At 67.9% G+C, this 17,328-nt stretch carries 17 protein-coding genes; 10 read left to right on the forward strand and 7 right to left on the reverse strand.

The features are described 5' to 3' along the window. Positions 1–10 precede the first annotated feature (10 nt). The 6 genes from IPK85_07330 to IPK85_07355 are packed head-to-tail and all read left to right on the forward strand — an operon-like array spanning position 11 to position 4,521. Entirely contained in the window at positions 11–298 is a 288-nt protein-coding gene (locus tag IPK85_07330; GenBank protein ID MBK8247187.1) for a hypothetical protein, read from the forward strand. After that, entirely contained in the window at positions 298–858 is a 561-nt protein-coding gene (locus tag IPK85_07335; protein MBK8247188.1) for an AraC family transcriptional regulator, read from the forward strand. The genes IPK85_07330 and IPK85_07335 overlap by 1 nt, the downstream gene beginning before the upstream one ends. 17 nt (positions 859–875) lie before the next feature. Beyond that, positions 876–1,310: an SRPBCC domain-containing protein gene (locus tag IPK85_07340; protein MBK8247189.1), complete on the forward strand. Its 435-nt coding sequence runs from the start codon at positions 876–878 to the stop codon at positions 1,308–1,310. Next, positions 1,307–1,723: a hypothetical protein gene (locus IPK85_07345; protein ID MBK8247190.1), complete on the forward strand. Its 417-nt coding sequence runs from the start codon at positions 1,307–1,309 to the stop codon at positions 1,721–1,723. Before IPK85_07340 ends, IPK85_07345 begins: the two co-directional genes overlap by 4 nt. A 54-nt stretch (positions 1,724–1,777) precedes the next feature. Further along, the gene (locus IPK85_07350) at positions 1,778–2,377 is read left to right on the forward strand and encodes a GNAT family N-acetyltransferase (protein ID MBK8247191.1); all 600 of its coding nucleotides are present in this window, start codon (positions 1,778–1,780) and stop codon (positions 2,375–2,377) included. A 56-nt stretch (positions 2,378–2,433) separates the two neighbouring features. Further along, positions 2,434–4,521: a hypothetical protein gene (locus tag IPK85_07355; GenBank protein MBK8247192.1), complete on the forward strand. Its 2,088-nt coding sequence runs from the start codon at positions 2,434–2,436 to the stop codon at positions 4,519–4,521. Positions 4,522–4,526: 5 nt separating this feature from the next. Here IPK85_07355 and IPK85_07360 read toward each other — a convergent pair whose 3' ends face one another. From IPK85_07360 to IPK85_07370, 3 genes are read right to left on the reverse strand one after another with little or no spacing between them, the layout of a single operon-like run. Beyond that, a complete protein-coding gene (locus tag IPK85_07360) occupies positions 4,527–5,312 on the reverse strand; it encodes an RDD family protein (GenBank protein MBK8247193.1) in 786 nt (261 codons plus the stop codon). 21 nt (positions 5,313–5,333) lie between these two features. Next, on the reverse strand, positions 5,334–7,799 hold the full coding sequence (locus tag IPK85_07365; protein ID MBK8247194.1) for a hypothetical protein: 2,466 nt from the start codon (positions 7,797–7,799) through the stop codon (positions 5,334–5,336). After that, positions 7,796–9,187 (reverse strand): toll/interleukin-1 receptor domain-containing protein, encoded by a 1,392-nt coding sequence (locus tag IPK85_07370; GenBank protein ID MBK8247195.1) that lies wholly within the window; start codon positions 9,185–9,187, stop codon positions 7,796–7,798. Before IPK85_07370 ends, IPK85_07365 begins: the two co-directional genes overlap by 4 nt. 227 nt (positions 9,188–9,414) lie before the next feature. On the opposite strand from IPK85_07370, the gene IPK85_07375 reads away from it, so the two are divergent. Together IPK85_07375 and IPK85_07380 are read left to right on the forward strand one after the other, a co-directional pair. Continuing rightward, entirely contained in the window at positions 9,415–10,863 is a 1,449-nt protein-coding gene (locus IPK85_07375) for a hypothetical protein (GenBank protein ID MBK8247196.1), read from the forward strand. Between the two features lie 166 nt (positions 10,864–11,029). Continuing rightward, on the forward strand, positions 11,030–12,697 hold the full coding sequence (locus IPK85_07380; GenBank protein MBK8247197.1) for an Ig-like domain-containing protein: 1,668 nt from the start codon (positions 11,030–11,032) through the stop codon (positions 12,695–12,697). A 64-nt stretch (positions 12,698–12,761) separates the two neighbouring features. Here the strand turns inward: IPK85_07380 and IPK85_07385 are convergent, their stop codons facing one another. Next, positions 12,762–13,331, reverse strand: a complete 570-nt coding sequence (locus IPK85_07385; GenBank protein ID MBK8247198.1) for a DsrE family protein — start codon at positions 13,329–13,331, stop codon at positions 12,762–12,764. Between the two features lie 165 nt (positions 13,332–13,496). Further along, a complete protein-coding gene (locus tag IPK85_07390) occupies positions 13,497–13,904 on the reverse strand; it encodes a hypothetical protein (protein ID MBK8247199.1) in 408 nt (135 codons plus the stop codon). 84 nt (positions 13,905–13,988) lie between these two features. Here IPK85_07390 and IPK85_07395 point away from each other — a divergent pair, with 84 nt between their 5' ends. Next, a complete protein-coding gene (locus IPK85_07395; GenBank protein ID MBK8247200.1) occupies positions 13,989–14,441 on the forward strand; it encodes a helix-turn-helix transcriptional regulator in 453 nt (150 codons plus the stop codon). Positions 14,442–14,583: 142 nt separating this feature from the next. Beyond that, complete coding sequence (locus tag IPK85_07400) at positions 14,584–15,078, forward strand: DinB family protein (GenBank protein MBK8247201.1); 495 nt, start codon at positions 14,584–14,586, stop codon at positions 15,076–15,078. On the opposite strand, the gene IPK85_07405 is transcribed toward IPK85_07400, so the two are convergent. Both IPK85_07405 and IPK85_07410 read right to left on the reverse strand, forming a co-directional pair. Next, the gene (locus IPK85_07405; GenBank protein MBK8247202.1) at positions 15,079–16,629 is read right to left on the reverse strand and encodes an ATP-dependent DNA helicase RecQ; all 1,551 of its coding nucleotides are present in this window, start codon (positions 16,627–16,629) and stop codon (positions 15,079–15,081) included. Between the two features lie 354 nt (positions 16,630–16,983). Then, complete coding sequence (locus tag IPK85_07410; protein MBK8247203.1) at positions 16,984–17,274, reverse strand: type II toxin-antitoxin system prevent-host-death family antitoxin; 291 nt, start codon at positions 17,272–17,274, stop codon at positions 16,984–16,986. Positions 17,275–17,328: the final 54 nt, after the last annotated feature.

Genomic DNA, 17,328 nt, shown 5'->3' on the forward strand with positions numbered 1-17,328 from the left:
TCCGCACCCGATGTACCGACTTTCGCAGCCCGCACCTGAACTCGCGCCGTTCATCGAGTCCTATTGGCACGTCGATGCCACACCTGAACGCCCGTTTGCCCTGTCCGTCGACGTCTTTGTCGACGGTCGCGCCGACCTGGTCTTCAATTTTGGCGTGGGCTACACACGAACAGTGCCGGGCGCCCCGCCGCGGCTGTTGCGTCACGGCAACCTCGACGCGCAACGCCTGACGCCGATTCGCATTGAACAACATGGGGCGGTACAGATCGTGGGGGCGCGCTTTCACGCGGGGGACTGATGCCCTTCGTCCAGCACTCCCTCCACCGATGGACGGGTGCCGTCGTCGGACTCGGCGAGGCATTCGACGGAAGCGTCGAACCATTGGAAGCGGAGTTGCGGGCACGGGCTGGCGACGCCGCTGCACAAGCGGCCGCGCTGGATGGTTGGTTCCTCGCGCGCCTGGCGATGTCGCCGGCCAAGCGGACTACGCACGAGATGGTGCGACGGGTCGTCGAAACGCGAGGGAGCGAGAGTGTGGAGGGACTGGCGCGTGGTGCCGGCCTCTCCCCGCGCACCGTGGACCGGCTCTTTCGTCGGCACGTTGGGTTCACCCCAAAGGCCTGGGCGCAGGTCGTCCGTTTCCAGCGGGCACTGGATCGGCTCAAGTCCGAGCCGGGGTGCCCCCTGTCGCAGGTGGCCGCCGAGCTGGGCTATTACGACCAGTCGCACCTCGCGCGGGAGTACCGGCGCTTCTCGGGGAGCACGCCTGGCCGACACGCAGGCTACTTCCCAATAGAAGCGCCCACCGACTTTGCCCCCAACGTTGTCCGGTTCGTACAAGACGCCGCTGGCCCGTAGGCCGAGGTTGTGCGGCTATGCCCGCCACCACAACGCGTCGCTTCTTCTCGCGTGAGACCAGCGTCTCCGTCGACATCTCCGCCACCGCCGACCGCGTCTGGTCCCTGCTGACAGACGTCGCCGGGATCCCGAAGTGGAACTCCACGGTCGTCTCGCTGAGCGGTGAGCTCAAGCCGGGAGGACGGATCGCCCTCGTCTCGACCCTCGATCCCAAGCGGACCTTCAAGCTGGCCGTGAAGGGGTTCGTGCCCGGGCGTCGGCTGGTCTGGGGTGACGCCATGGGCACGCGGACCTACGAGATCTCGCCGCGTCCTGGAGCGGGGGTGACGGTCACGATGCACGAGAAGATCGGCGGTCCTGTCTTCCCGTTGTTTGCCCGCATGATTCCCCCATTCGACGCGGCGTTCGACCAGTTTGCCGCCGACCTCAAGCGCGCCGCCGAGTCCACATGAAGATCCCCGCCGTTGGCACCAAGGCGAAGCCCCGTGAGCTGTCCACACCTCCCGGGACGTCGACCTACACGATGCATACCGACACGATCGAGGGACGGGAGGTCCTGGTCTGCACGGTTGGCAAGACGGTGCTGCACTACGATGCGCGCTGCCTCCAGGACCTGCATGCCATGCTCCTCGCGCACGGCGAGTGGATGGAGTTGGGCAGCGCCGACGAGCAGAAGCCGCCCAAACCCGGGACGATCGAGGCGTGGGGGCGCTCGCCGAAGAACCCGGTGGGCGGCTGGTACGGCCTCAAGAAGGGGCTCCGCGGCCGGTTCGGCATGTACATCCCGCCGTTGATGGAGGCGCTGGGGCTCGCCGAGTTGACCCATGAGGCCAAGGGGAACAAGATGCGCGCCCTCAAGGGCTGACCCCGCCAGCGGGGAGGCATTGCCGCGGGCGTCGGCACGCGGCACACTTCCGGCATGATCACTCTGGCGCCGATCACTCTCGAAGGGTACGACGTTCGCCTCGAGCCCATGACCGCCGCGCATGCCGACGGGTTGGCGCAGGCTGCGGCGGATGGCAAGCTCTGGGAGTTGTGGTTCACCTCGGTTCCGGCGCCCGACCAGGTGTCCACCTACATCACGACAGCGCTCGACGGCCAGCAGGCCGGTCACATGCTCCCGTGGGTCGTTCGTGACTTGCTCACGGGACACATCGCCGGCTCGACCCGGTACCACGACATCGTCCCCGGGGTTGATCGCGTGGAGATCGGGTGGACCTGGTACGCGGCCAGCTACCAGCGGAGCGCCCTCAACACGACCTGCAAGTTGCTGCTGCTCACCCATGCCTTCGAACAGCTGGGATGCGCGGTGGTGGGGCTGCGGACCGACAACTTCAACTTCCGGTCGCAGCGCGCGATCGAGGCTATCGGCGCGAAGAAGGACGGGGTGATCCGGCACCATCAGGCGCGGCGCGACGGGACGGTGCGTGACAGCGTGATGTACAGCATCCTCGCGGCCGAATGGCGGGACGTGAAGCGCCACCTGGAGTTGCGCCTCAACCGACTGCGAGCGCTCTAGGCCGGCCGCACCCCGCCAGATGGACGGGGCAGCCGCCGACCGCCAGAATTCCCTCCATGGTCCAGCCACCACCAGCGAAGACGCCGTCCGCCGTCCCGCCGCTCCCCCGGCTCACGTTTCGCGTCGCGATCGCGGGAACGCGGGAGCTGACGGACGCGGGAAGCGCGCACCTCGTGGGTGGCTGGGACACCATCGCGTCGACCATCGTCGCCGAGCTGCGCCGCATTCATGCCAGTCGCACGGGCGCGCACATCGCCCGGTTCTATCATCCGGACCTTCCCGTGCTGCGGGTGACCACCGGACTGGCGGAAGGGGCAGATTCACGTATCGCCCGCGCCGCCGTTGAGCTGCGCGCCCAGCTGCGCGACGTCCATGTTGAGGTGGGCGCCGTCCTCCCGACCGATGCCGCGACGTACCGCGACTCGCGGGAGGCCGCGCACCGGCCGGTCTTCGATGCGCTCGTATCCGAATGCGCCTATGTGATTGCTCTCGACGGACAGATGGCGCGGCCGGAGCCCGATACGTCCTTCGCCAAGGTGCGACGCGGTCGCGCCTATCGCGCGCAAGGCGCTCTCCTGCTGCGACACGCTGACCTCCTCGTCGCGGCGGCCGACAGCACGCAACCGGGACGCACGGGCGGCTCCATGGAAACCGTGCGCGCGGCGCTGGAGCGAGACCTGCCCGTCGTATTCATCGACACGGCGCGTGGTGGCGCCTGGTTCATCCAACCCTTTCACAACCTGGCCGCAGCGCTTGCCGCCGACCCACCGGGTCGCGAGGCGTTGGTCGAGGCGATCACGGCCCACCTGCACGACGTCCTGATCGACCCCGACAGCGGCGCCACGGCGCATGCGCATGACGAAGGGCTGCTCGAGGAGTATTTCGGTGCGACAGGCCATGCCGCGACGCACGCCACCATTCCGCCGGTCAACCCCGCGGGGGAGCGCCGCCCAACCCGTCGCGAACGATTGTGGCGCTGGTTCGAGCGGCGATTCCAGGGCGACCATCACCCACTCGCGACCGATGTTCCGCTCGAGCCGGTGCAGCCGTGGCGTGCGCGCGCGACGTCGCTCAACTACCACTACGCCGGGCTGTATCGCGGGGCGTACCTGCTCAATTACACGCTGGCGATCCTCGCGGTCACCCTGGCCGCCCTGAGCCTCGTGCTACTCGGGCAGCAGCATACGCCACAGGTGGCCGCGATCACCGGCGAGGAAGCGGCGCTGCCGCCTGGGTCCCCGCTCCTGCCCGTGCTCCTCGCCCTGGCTGTACTCAAAGGGCTGATCGTGGTGACGATTGCGCGCAATACGCACCAGGCGACGCACGGGAGCTGGAACGATAAAATGGTGGACTACCGATATCTTGCCGAACGGCTCCGAGCGATGTACTACCTGCCGCTGCTCGGGAGTTTTGAGCCACCCTCAGCGGCGCCGCCGCAATACGCCTCCCGCGTGGTGCGACAGAGCGCGGTGGACTGGCTGTTCGAGGCGATCGTCCGCTCGATTCCACCGGCCGCCTTCACGCACACCGTGACGATCCCCGGGACGGCGGGCGCTTCCGTGACACTACACCTCCTCCAGCCGGACGCGCGGTCAGGGCTCGCTCGGCTCCAGGCACAGTGGATCGTGGCGCAGGCCGAATATCATCGACGCTTGGCCCGCACGATGGACCGGCTGCATCAATTTCTCGACACCTGGGGACGGCGGCTAAACATCGCCGTGATCGCCTTCGTGGCGATCGATATCGCACTCACCATCGGCGAGTTGGCCCACCTGCTTCCCGCGCCGGTGGCGGAGTTCGTGAGCGCCAACCTGGCCTGGCTGGTTTTCCTGGCGGCCGTCCTGCCCGCCGTCGTCGCGGGACTCAATGCCGTGCGCTTCCAGTCCGAGTGTCGGCGGCTCGCAGATCGCAGTGCGGTCATCCGCACGATCCTGCGGGGTCCGGTGGGGGTCGCGTCCGGCGGACGCCTGCTGGCGGCGGAGCAGCTCAACGAACGGATGACCTTTGCCACCGCGCATCCGGACAGCGATCCCGGGTCTTGGGTGGCGGAGGTCCTGCGCCAGACAGAAACAGTGGCGCGCGACATGGCCGAGGAAGTGGGCGAGTGGTCGGTCCTCTACGCCAAGGAACTGCCGGAGCCCTAACGGGGCTACCGACGCACGACCCAGGTACCTCCGGCGAAGTCGTGCAACGCCCGCCGGTCGCGGAGCCACAGCGAGATCGCCGAGAACGCGAGCAGCGGTACGGTCGCGGCGACCCACACTTCATCCGCGTTCCGGATCCCGCCATTGGCCACACTCATGGCCGCCACCAGCAGCCCGAGCACGCCCACGCCGCGCACCAGCGAGCGGATGACGATGCGCGTGGCGAACGGGGTCTCGCCAAAGGCATCCACCACGCGGCACTTCAGGAGCCGCTTACCTAACGATGCTCCCCAGTACGACTCGGTCGCCACAGGATAAAGCAACAACAGCACAAACGCGGTCAGTGCAAAAAGGTCCGACTGTTCGACCTCCGGGCCGTTGAGCCCCGCACGTTGCAGCGCCCAGAGAAAGGTCCCGCCGATGGCGAGTGTCAGCACGAACAACACCATGAGGTCGATCGCCAGGGCCAACGCGCGATGCCACGGCGCAGCCGGCACGAGCCCCAACCGCTTGACCGGGGATGCTGGCCGCGACCGCGCGAAGATGGTGCCCTTGAGTGGGGGAGGGACGGCCAGCCCTCCCTCGATCACATCCGCAGGCGCAAGGGCGGCGTCGCTCGTGCCAAAGAGCCACGGAACGTCGCGCGCGGCCAGCCACCCATCAACGGCCGGGGTCCACACACGCCCGGCGGGCGTTAGTTCGCGACGACGCGCGGCCGCGAGCAAGGCGTCCCATGTGACGGGGCCACCCGCGCGGTCACCATCGGCAAAGAACCAGACGGTCCGTGACATCTCAGGAGCCTCCGATCTGTCTCATCGTGGTCGCGCCTCGAAGAGCGCGGCATATCGGGCCAGGTCCGGGTGCGTCAGACGTGCCTCGCGAAACGCCTGCAAATCCGACAGCGCCGCGTCCCGATAACTGCCGGCTTGGTTGGTCAACGTCGCGTTGTACCACCGACGCACCAACGGGACCACTTCATCGTAGCGACCGAGAAACACCATTGCGTGATGTCGGTTCTGCTCGATCCAGTTGGCCGTGGGATCGACTTGCAATGCGTAAGTCGATTGCCGCAGCGACTCCTCGAACTTCCCGGCGAGCAGCGACCAATAGCCGAGGTTTCCGTAGTCAGACGCCAGCCGTGTCCGAAGTCGCGCGCTCGTGCTGTCGCGCGCGAGCGCCACGTGACTGTCGTCCACCTTGAGCTGATAGCTGCTGACGACCAGCTCGTGCAGGGCCCGCACGGTGGCTTCTGAGGCGCCCGGCAGCTGGCGCACCGTGGTGGCGAGCGCACTGGTCGCCCTGGTGAGACTGTCGAGGATCGCCCGGTCCGGCGACGACTCCCCGAGTCGGGAAAAGCCGTGCATCGCCCGTTCCAGCAGTTCCTGCTTGGTCGCGGGGTCGCGCTGAAAATAGGACAACTCAATCGCCGCCGCCGCCGCCTGCTCGCGATTGAAGTCGGCGATCGTGCGCGCATCCACCAAGGCTGCCCGGTGCTGCAGGAAGATGTTGGCCCGGCCAGGGTTCCCCGTCTCCCGAGCCGTGATCGACGCCAGGCGATAGGCAAACTCCGCGACGCTGGGCTCGGCATCGACCCCAGGCATGCGCACGAGGGAATCCGCCAGCAACAACACCGTATCGGCCGACGCGCGGGAAATGCCACTATCGGCCATTGCGCGGGCGAGGAGGTACGTGAACTGGACCTCGTGAGCGAGCAGGCGCACGTCGCGCGGGAAGGTGCGACGCAGGTCGCGGGTGGACGCCCGCAGCCCACGCACGGCCTCGCGCACCGAGGGGCTCAACGGCCGCTGGCGTACCAGCTGCAACATCCCCTCGTAGGCATGCCGTTGCGTCTCCTGCCCCCACTGCGCCAGGAGCCGGGCGTTCGCCGCCTCGCGTTCGCGGAGCCACGCAAAGGCCGAGACCACCGTCACGATCACGGTCGCCAGCACGACCATCAGGCCGGAACGCCGTCGTCCCACCGCGGCGCGCTGCCGTTCCGACAGCGTGCGCAGGCGCGCCACCGCGTCGCGTTCCTGGCCCAGGCGCTGCTCCCGGTAGCGGAGCATCACCGGACCAAGAACATCGTGCGTGACCTCAAGGCGCTGCGATCCCAGGTGTTCCTCCCGCCGCACGAGGCGCGCATCGACCAACTGGTCAACGATCGCGGGCGTGATCCCGTCCAGGCGGACTGCCTCGGCGTACGGGAACGGGGTGCGGAACCCGCCTTCCGTCAGCAGCCGGTCCTCGAGGAATGCCGAGACGCGTGGGTCAAACCCACCAATGCATCTCTGGTAGTACTGCGAGAGGATCTCGTCGCGTGATCCCGTGAGCAGGTCACCGGCGATTCGCGCGGGTACCGGGCGTTGCAGTAGCCGACGTTCGTTGAGCTGCTCGCACACGAGCGATAGGAGCCAAGGCTCGACGTCCAGCTGCTCCAGCCCCCGCGGCGGGTCTCCGGTGTCGCCCGCGACAAAGCGCACGATCGCTTCCGCCATCGGGGCATCGACGAGGTGCCCGCCCGTCCCCCGGACGGACTCGCAGGCACCGACCCCCGACAAGTGCTCCAACATCAACCGGTTGTGCGGGTTGATGCGCAGCTTCTCGCGCAGTTGGTCAAACTGCGGAAGAAAGTCCTCGCGAAAGGAGAACAGGACGGCATACCGCGACGCGTCGTAGTCGAACGCTTCCACCTGCTCGGGACGTGCCTCGAATGCCGCCCGTTGGGTCGCGCCCGGTCGGGCGGTGGTCAGCTCCTGCAGCACCTCGATCGTCTCGAGCGAACGCGTGCGGAGCGAGGCGCTTGATTGTCCGAGAGTGAAGATCTCTTCGAACTGGTCAATGACCAGCACCAGCCGGAGCGGATGGTTGCGAGCACTCCACCACTCCACGTCGCGTCGGTGCAAATACCCCCACAGCGTGTCCGCGCTCGCTGGACGAGGGCCATCAATGGCGGCGGTTTCCAGGGCTGCGGTGATTGCCGCGAAGATCTGCGCCGTCGCGGATGGGGCGCCCTCCGCATGGCTCAGGCGAACATAGACCGGGAGTCGATCCCGCTCGCGCAACTGCGGGAACAGTCCCGCTTGCAAGAGGGATGTCTTGCCCAAGCCGCTCTTGCCGTACAGGAAGGCAATCGGTTCACTCTCGACCAGTCGCAGCAGCTCGGCGACTTCCACCGAGCGCCCATGAAACAGCCGCGCCGCCGCCTCGGGAAATGAGAGCAGTCCCGGCCACGGTCGCTCGGGATCAATGGGCACCTTGCCGTATTCGCCGGTCTTCATGCGGACTCGGCGCGACGCATGGCGCGGTAAGCCTCGCGAATGTCAGCGAGTACGAGTTCACCCGGTGCGCCGCCGGGCGCCTTGCCCCACGTCAGTTCGCGGAAGCTTGCGGGCGTATCCGACGCGCTGGCCGCGACGCCATCGATCGTGACCGGCACGATGAACCGGCGCCGGTTGCCGAGTCGGTGGGTGCGTTCATCCGCGAGGCGCCATTCGCGCCGGAAGTACCCTTCATCGCGCGCCTCGGTGGCGCGCGAGATAATCGGGACAAACAACACGCATTCCCGAATGGCGTCCTCGATCACGCGATCGTAGGCGGCGCCGGCATCGAGTCGTTGGGTGTCCATCCAGACGTCGATCCCGCTGTCCACGAGTACGTCGCGGATCCGGATGGCCGCCGCGCGATCCTCGGCGGCGTATGAGATGAAGACACACCCGGTGGCGCGCCCCAGGGGGCGGGTCGGCCGCTCGGGAGTGGCTGGCGCCATCGGGACCGGGGCGGGCGCTGGTGCCGAGGCGAGCCAGCGTTGGTGCAACGCGTCGACAAAGGCGGCGCCGTCCCCCGGGTACACGTAGGTCTGGTAGCTGAAGCGCTGCAAAAAGCTGGCGAGACGCGCGTCGGCAATCACCACCGTGTCGGCGACGACCTCCATCTGGTCCCGTTCGGCCGAGAGGCGCGTCCGCTTGAGCGTGCGCAGGAAGAAGCGGGAGAGCCAGTCCGGGAAGTCACAACCGATAAACAGCAGGTTGCTGCCGCGCACCACGTCAAACAGGCGCCGTGGGCTCTGGTGATCGGCGTGCATCGCGACGAGGAACTCCAGGACATCCTCGTCGCAGATCGCATAGTCGGGCTCCACGCTCATCCGCCCGAACAGGTGATACACCAGCGGCGACTGCTGTGTCGTTCGCTGCCAGGACGGGTCGAGGTCGTTGGCCTGGCGCGGCGAAAAGGCGAGCTGACGCGCTCCCGACGCGAGCGGGTGTGGCGCGTTTCGCACGGCCTGGAACAGCAGGTCGTCGAAGGTGGTGGAGAGGATCAGCGGAAAGTCGCTGATCTCGGCGAGTTGTTGCAGCGCGCGCGGCGGGGTGAACTGAGCACCGGACAGGGCCTGGTGCACCCGACGGTAGAGCTGAACGCGACGCTTGTCCGGGAGGCGGAGGAAGGCCTCGGTGAGGTCGTTGAGGGAGAAGCCCGTTCGGGCGGGCGGTGCCCCGAGTCCCAGGGGCCCGGCGAGTTCGCGTCCGATCCAGTCATGCAGGTGGATCGCGCGACCGTCGGCGTCGGTGACCGTGAGGAGTTCGGCGCCAACGACGGGTACGACATTGCCGGACCGGATCCGGCCAATCAGGAGGTCGAACTCGTCCCAGGCGCCGAGGGGGTCACTCATGGCCGCGAGACGTTACCACGTGGTGGGGCGGGGCGGGAGGAGCAGGTCGACCCCACGGATGCGGTTCCGGCGAACTCTCGAGCGTGGAGCAGCCAGGGTGATCGTCCGCCGCTGCGGGCCAGGGAAGGCGAGCGAGGAGCGCCGCGCGGAGCAACCCGTTGGCGTCGACGGGCGTCCAAGGAAACACCGGTTGCCGACAGGCCCGGGCCGGACTCCCTGGTCTCCCCATGCGACACGTCTTGCACCGCTTCTGCATTGCCGCGACAACCGTCGTTGCACTGGTCGCACCGGCACTGTCGGCCCAGGCCCCGACCTGTGCGCTCACGCTGGATTCGCTCGATGCGAAGCTCAGACAGAACTATGCGGGGTTCCACCTGGAGGTCCGTGGCCCGCGGCGCGCTGCGTATGACGCGATGCGTGCGCGGCTGTCCGGCGCCAGCCGGCAACAGGCGCTCGATGGCTGCTTCCCGCTCCTGACCGAATACACCGCATGGTTTGGGGACCCGCACCTGTTCGTCTTCCAGAACCAGGCGCCGGACACCGCCGAGCGAGCCGCAAATCGTGCGGCCGTGCTGCGCCGGGAGGTCGACGTCGACGCGCTGCGTCGTGAGTGGGTCGAGCGGCGTGGCGACCTCGACCCGATCGAGGGGATCTGGTACGACGGCTCGACCGAACTCGCCGTGGTGCGTGCCTCGCCGGAGACGCGGACCCACTTCGTGGCCGTCCTCACCCGCGGGGATACCGCCGGGTGGGACGCGGGCGACGAGCGGGCGCTCTTCATCCGGCGCGCCGACGGCGGCTACGATGCGACGCTCCTCACACGCGGTTTCGCCAGGCTCGAGCTCGTGGCGCGGATCCATCGCGGCACCGTACTGCGTCTCTCGCCGGGGATGTGGGGCAAGCGCTTTCCCATTGCAGCGACAGACAGCGGGTATCTCGACACCACCGACGTCCACCGCCCACGGGTGGTCGTGCGCGAGCGCTCCGTCGTGGTGTCGTTGCCGTCGCACGATCCACGCCATGCCTTCGCGTTGGATCGCGCGCTTCGTGCCGCCGACACCGCCATTCGCGCCCGTCCTCTCCTGATCGTTGACCTGCGAGGCAATGAAGGCGGCGGATCGATGATGTCCCGGGCCCTGCATCCCTACATCACGACAGCAGAAGCGCGGCCGACGCCATTCGACAGTGGCGCCCCGGTGATGTGGTCGAGCCCCGCACAGGTGGCCTATGCGCGCCGGGCGTTCGGGCCGGACACGAGCGCGTTCGTGCGCAGCCTCGTCTCGCGCCTGAAAGCACGTCCAGGGACCCTGGTACCCCTGGAAGAATCGCCCGCGCGGTCGGTGCAGGAGCCATCGCACGCGGGACCATGGAAGGTCGCAGTCCTCGTCGACGGTGGGACGGTGAGTGCGGCGGAGGTGCTGGTGTTGCGTGCGCTCCGGAGCAGCCGTGCCGTCGTGATCGGTGAACCAACCGCGGGGGCGCTCGACTACCAGAGTGTCTCGATCGTCGGGCTGGGGACCGGGGATCGGCGCTGGGCGCTCGGGTACCCGACGATCGCCGCCCACGCCGAGTTGCCCGCGCGTGGGATGCGCGGGCAGGGGATCCAGCCGACGATTCCACTGTCCTGGCCGACCGTCGGAGATGCCTACACTGCGGTAGAGCGCCTCCTGCGCTGAGGTCAGCCTCGGTCGCGTTCCAGGGGCCCTTCGCCGCGTCGCGAGCGCCCTTCGCCGCGTGAGCGGCACCGGTTGCGACCGGGGAGCGCACCTTGAATGGACCCGCTCCACGTCCGGCCACCACCCGAAACCCGGGTACGGCCGTTCCCTCCCCATCGGTGGTCCAATGCGCCTCTCTCGTCGGACTCGTGGCCTCCTGACCGTTCGGTCAGCCGCCATCGCCATCCTCGCCGCCTGCGGTGGCGGCGACTCGTCCGGGCCACCCCCGGATACCACCCCTCGCGTGACGTCGGTGTCGGTTACCCCGGCGACCGTCACCATCGCGGTCGGCGAGCAATCGCAGCTGTCCGCCAACGTCTCCGTCACCAATGGCGCAGCGACGACGGTCTCCTGGGCTTCTTCGGCCACGGCCGTCGCCACCGTCTCGGCCTCGGGCCAGGTGGCCGGGGTCGCCGTCGGGACAGCAACCATTACCGCGACCAGCACGGTCGACGCGACCAAGTCGGCCTCGGCCAACATCACGGTAAATCCGCGACCGGCGGTTTCTGCCGTGGCTGTCACCCCCGGCACCGCATCGGTAGCCGTTGGGGCGACCGTGGCCCTCACGGCGAACGTGACCGCCGTGGGTGGTGCCGCGACGACGGTGACCTGGACCTCGTCCGCGCCCACCGTGGCGTCGGTCAGCATCACGGGCGTCGTGACTGGTGTTGCCGTCGGATCGGCAACGATCACCGCTACCTCAACGTTTGATCCCACCAAGTCGGCGACCGTCCAGGTGACGGTCACGCCGCCGCCCCCGTCCGTCGCGTCCGTCACGGTGACCGCGCCCTCGAATACCCTCGTGGTCGGGACGACCCTCGCCCTCACCGCGACCGTCTCGGCTGCGGGCGGCGCGCCGACGACGGTGACCTGGGCCTCATCCAGTGCGGGCGTCGCCACCGTGTCGACGACCGGCGTGGTCACGGCCGTGGCGCCAGGGAGTGTGACGATCACCGCCACCTCAACGTTCAACACCGCGCGTTCGGGTTCGGTCGCGCTGACGGTGACTCCGCCGCCGAGTGTACAGTCGGTGACCGTGTCATCGCCGGAACCCGCCTTGATCGTGGGTACGAGCGCGCAGCTGACGGCGACGGTGTCGGCCAGCGGTGGGGCGCCGACTACGGTCAGCTGGAGCAGCAGCGCGAACGCGATCGCGACCGTGAATGCGACTGGTCAGGTGACGGCCGTTGCACCGGGCACCGCGACAATCACCGCACGTTCCACCTTCGACACCACGAAGAGCGCGTCGGCCAGCATCCGGGTGGACGCCGCAGCCAGCGTGTTGTCGGTCTCGGTCGGTCCGGCCTCGCTCACCCTTCAGGTGGGCAATCAGGGGCAGTTGACCGCGACCGTGACGGTGGGAAACAACGCGTCGAAGCAGGTGACGTGGAGTACGTCGAATGCGGCGATTGCCACCGTGGACCAGACGGGGAAGGTGACGGCGGTCGCCGCTGGCGCCGCCACGATCACGGCGGCGGCCCAGGCCGACGCGACGAAGGTGGCGACGGCGGCCGTGACGGTGTCAGCGCCGGCATTTCCCTCGACCGCGACGGTGCAAGCCGGTGCGGATTCCCAGTTCAATCCCAACTCGGTGGACATTGCCGTGGGCGGGACGGTGTCGTGGGTGTTTGCCGCACTCGCGCACAACGTGACGTTCCAGAGTGGGACCGGGGTGCCCGCGAGCATCGGGAACAGCTCAAACCAGACCGTCAGTCGGACCTTTGGTACGGCCGGGTCGTTCCAGTACACCTGCACGCTGCACGCGGGGATGGACGGGACGGTCGTCGTGCACTAGCGGTTGGAAACGGGCGCGACCCCGGGCTCGTGTGCCGGGGTCGCGTTCGTGCACGGCGGCACGCCTACCAGGGATTGAACTGGTATCCCTGCGACTGGAAGACGTTGAACGCGGTCATCGCCGAGATGGCCAGCTGAACACCGGGGAGTAGTTCCTCGCGCTTCACCCCGCGAAAGCCAGCCGTCTGGCCACAGAGCACCAGCTGCACGTTGTTGGCCAGCAGTTCTTCGACGAGGCGCTTGCTGGGGTTGGGCTTGTCGCCAAACAGGGCGCCGTAGGCGGAGTCGGAAAGGATGGCCATCCAGCCGCTGCCGTGGAATACGGCCGCCGCGTGGACCCGCTCCTTCGGGATGCCGTGGCGCGCATGCAGGTTGAGGTACCGCGCGACGGTGGTCAGCTGCTGGTTGGAGGCGGTGGTGTCGCCTTCATTGATTTCGTAGACGGCCTTGAACACATGCCCGTCCGGGATGACGAAGGTGGCGTTATCCACCTTGACGGTCTGGCCGGTGCTCTGGACTACCGGGCCGGACGGCATCATGCCGGGAATGGCCCGCGGGCGCTGTTGGGCGCCGGCCGTCGCGGCCGTCATGAGGGAAACAGCAACGAGGGTGGTGGCGTGACGCAGTCGCAACATGGTGTCCGTTCCCGAGGCAGGTTGCGTGAAGCATCGACTACCGCGTGGCAATCCGTCAAGGACGCGGCGCACCTTAAGGCGGCGAAGCACGGCCGGCGGTGGACCGGGAGGTCAGGACGGTCCGCTGGCGCGACGGGCCCGCGGCCCAGCGCTCGACGGCCGGGCTTACCCCTGCCCGCGCCAGGCCAGGGCGATGAGCGGGCCTGTGATAGCGAACTGGACAATGGTGAAGGCCGTCTCCAATTGGATGAACCCACCCACCGAGGCCATGCGGTACTTCGCCGCGACCGGCAGTGTGGTGAACGACCAGGCCAGCACCCCGACGAGTGCGGCAAAGGTCAGCCCTTCGCGCAGCCAGCGATCTGGTGCCGTGCTGAAGAGCCGCGGATACAGCCAGGCAAAGAACAGCGCCTGGATCAACATCGAGGAGAGTCCGAGCGGGATGATGACCGCGTCCCGATATAGTTCGAGCCGATCGTAGGACGCCTTGAAGGTCTTGAGGTGCCAGAAGTACCCGAGCGGGAAGGTCGGTACGAGGTACGCAGCGACGGCGAACCAGAAGGCGCGGGGCATGGGCAGCTGGGCGGGAAGGTCACTTGCAACGCGCAAGCGAAAGTAAACGTTGACTTGCATTACGCAAGAGGGTTCTGTTCTCCCATGACACGCACCGCCCGATCCCGCCGTTCCGGTTGCCCCATCAGTATCGCATTGGAGCTGCTGGGGGATCCGTGGTCCCTGCTGATCGTGCGGGACCTGATGTTCAAGGGGATCCGCACGTTCTCCGGGTTCCAGCAGGCGGGGGAGGGGATCGCGACGAACATCCTGGCCGAGCGACTGAAGCGGCTCGAAGCCGCCGGGATCATCACTCGGCGCCCCGATCCGGACGACGGTCGCCGGGCGATTTACGCGCTCACGCCTCGTGGGATCGACCTCGCGCCGATGTTGGTGGAGATGGTGATCTGGTCCGCGCGGCACGAGGAGACGGATGCGCCGCCAGCGACGGTGCGGGCGATGAAGCGCGATCGGGATGCGTTCGTGCGCGAGGTTCGCGCGCGCCTGACCGGTCAGGCTGTCAGCGCCAGTCGGGGCGAGGACCCGTCGGCGACATGAACTCCCCACATAGCAGGTGGCTGATGACGTGCGATGGCGGTCCACGGACGCTGGGACAATTCAGCAGGGCTGGCTTGGTGAATCGAACGAGCGCTCGCGATCGTAAGGCACGCCTTGGCTTCACGGCCACAGGTGCACGCGGATGGTAAACGCCGACATGAATTCCTTGCTCGCCGCCCTCCTGGACGGCTGGGAGCGAAACAACGTCGTCCTGCACAACCTGCTGCGCGCCCTCCCGGTCGCGGGGCAGATGGCCCGTGCTACCCCCACAAGTCCCACAGTCGGCCAGATGTTCACCCATCTATGCCATGAACGCCTCGTCTCCGTGGAAGAGAACGCTCCGGAGCATGCCGGATCACGTCCGGCAGAGGAGTGGGGAACACCGGCGGATCCCGAAGACCTCCATGCGCTGCTGGACCATAGCGCCGAGCGTGTGCGAACTGCGGTGGTGACCCGGATGCGGGAGGGGCGTAGCCTGGATCGGTCCTTTGCCCATCCGGCGCAGTTGATTCAGTTCCTGATCTTCCATGAGGCATACCACCATGGACAGATCAAACTGGCCTTGAAGGTCGCGGGGACCCCGCTGTCCGATGACGAGACGGGCCCAATCACGTGGGATGTGTGGCGGCGCCGCTGATCAGCTGTGTTTCGCGATGACCTCGAGGAACTCGGCGCCGTACCGCTCCAACTTCGCTTGGCCAACCCCGGGAACCTGCAGCATCTCACTGGAGCTCCTCGGGCGGCGCGCGACCATCTCCAGCAGGACGCGATCGCCGAAGACGATGTACGCCGGCACACTTGCGCGGTCGGCCAGCTCGCGCCGTAGCGCGCGCAAGTGATCAAACAACAATCGCTCGTCCGCATCCAGATCCAGCGCATCACTTGGTCCGCGCGCCGTGCGCCCCCCGGCAGACTTCGACCAGCCTGGCTGCCGGCTGCGTTCCTTCGTGGCGACCTGCGACAGCCGTTCCTCGATCGACTCACCGGTGCAGTGGTCGCAGGAACTCCCGCACTCCTCGATGGTCTCGTCGAAGTGGGCGACGAGCGCCTGGTGCCGACACCGCGCCTGCTCCACGAGATCAAATAGCGCCACCGTTGCGGCGCGCGTGCGCTTGCGCAGCACGGCATCGTCGAGACGGTCGAGAAACCGCTCGTGCTGCTTGACGTCCGCCCACGAGTAGAACAACACGCAGTCACTCGCAAGTCCGTCGCGTCCCGCGCGCCCGATCTCCTGGTACCAGGACTCGATGTCCTTCGGCATGTCGCGGTGGATGACGAAGCGCACGTTCGACTTGTCGATCCCCATGCCGAAGGCCACCGTCGCAACAACCACGTCAATGTCGTCGCGCTGGAAGGCGTCCTGGTTCTGGGCACGTTCCTCGGGGTCGAGCCCGGCGTGGTAGGCGCGCGCACGCACGCCGTGTTGCACGAGGAAGGCGGCGGTCTGCTCAACGCCCTTGCGGCTCTGGCAATAGACGATCCCGCTCTCCCCTTCGTGTGACTGGACCAGGGTCAGCAGCTCGCGGCGCGTGTTGCCACCCTGGCCCTTCTTGCGCACAGCAATCCGCAGGTTGGGTCGGAGGAACGATCCCTTGAACCCGGCCGGCTTCTGCATGCCAAGTTGCCGCAGGATGTCCTTGGCGACCGTGCGCGTGGCCGTGGCGGTGAGGGCGAGCACGGGGACGTCGAGCTGTTCCTTGAGGCCCTGCAGCCGTCGATATGATGGGCGAAAGTCGTGTCCCCACTGGCTGATGCAGTGCGCCTCGTCAACCACAAGCAACGAAATCGGGCATCCCTGGACAAACTCGCCGAGGTATCCGTCGAGGGCCTCGGGTGCCAGGTAGACCAGTTCGAAGGCGCCGTCGCGGAAGGCCGCGAGTCGTTCGCGGCGTTCGGCGGCGTCGATGGTGGAATTGATGGTGGTGACCTTGTAGCCGAGTCCAGCCACGGCATCCACCTGGTCCTTCATGAGGGAGATGAGGGGCGAGATCACGAGCACGGTGCCGCCGAGGAGCCGTGCCGGGAGCTGGTAGGTCAGGGACTTGCCCGCGCCCGTGGGCATGAGGGCGATGCAGTCGCGCCCGGCGAGCACGGCGTCGATGACTTCGCGCTGGCCGGGGCGGAAGGCGTCGTAGCCGAAGACGTCGCGGAGGACGGACTCGGGGGTGAGGGGCGGGGCAGCGGTCACGTGGTGCGAACGATCCGGGTGCGCCTGACGAGTGAATCGACCAGTATAGTCGGTTCCCGTCCTACGGCGTCACGAATCCTTCGCGCTGAGCGGCGTCACGGAGGCGTTCGTCGAAGGTGATGAAGGCCGCTTCGCGCGGCGATCCTGCCCATTCCAGCGCGGCGGCCGCCGGGGGGGGGGGGGGGGGGGGGGGGGGGGGGGGGGGGGGGGGGGGGGGGGGGGGGGGGGGGGGCGGGGGGGGGGGGGGGGGGGGGGGGGGGGGGGGGGGGGGGGGGGGGGGGGGGGGGGGGGGGGGGGGGGGGGGGGGGGGGGGGGGTCGAGCAGCAGGGACGATTGCGGAGGAATCCCAGAACCTCACCAGCCAGACTCCCGTTCGCCCAAGAGGGCCTCGAGCGACTGGCCGTCGGGATCCTCCGGTCGGCGTCGGGTCCAGAAATCCTTCGGGAGCGAGGCCGTCGGTGCCCGGAGACGTCCGGTCTTCAATAGAAGGTCTCGGCGGCTCTCCTCGTGCTGGTCGCCGGTGACGGGGGCCAGACGCGCGATAAGGCGCCCGCGGTCGGTGACGAGCACTTCGTTCCCCTGTCGCACGATGTCGAGGAACGCGCTCAGGCGCGCCTTCAGCTCGGAGATCGAAGTGGTCGTTATCGACTATAATAGTCATCTTGGCTCCCGTCAATAACGGGAGCGGTCAAAGCGCCT

It is taken from the genome of Gemmatimonadota bacterium (assembly GCA_016712265.1).
Classification (GTDB): domain Bacteria; phylum Gemmatimonadota; class Gemmatimonadetes; order Gemmatimonadales; family Gemmatimonadaceae; genus RBC101.